Source organism: Salinimicrobium oceani (genome assembly GCF_012037645.1).
Window position 1 is genome coordinate 1 of record NZ_JAAVJR010001102.1, and the last position, 359, is coordinate 359.

Here is a 359-nt window from a genome sequence, read left to right on the forward strand (position 1 = left end):
ATTCAAAATATCTTTTTTGAAGCTTCAGAAATTTGCGCTTCAAAATATTCCGGGATCCCTGCTGTTGCTATGGGGCATCTTTTTACAGCAGGGATAGAAACATCAGATAGTGAGCGGGAAATTCAGATTGGAAACCTTGCTGCCTTTGAAGCTTCCCGCTTTGGCAGCTACTTCAGCTATATCGCTTTAGGGCATATACATAAACCACAAAGAGTTTCGGCAGCAGTGCCCACTTTTTACAGCGGATCTCCCCTGCCCCTTTCTTTTAGTGAACGAAAAGATGAAAAGAGAATCCTACTCCTGGACACAGAAAATAGTTGGGAGCCGCTGAGTATCCCTGTACCGTCTTTCCGGTCCTT

General features: G+C 44.6%; 1 pseudogene. It reads left to right on the forward strand.

Annotated elements, in window-relative coordinates:
* Positions 1-359, forward strand: a pseudogene (locus HC175_RS20980) (exonuclease sbcCD subunit D); the annotation flags it as partial.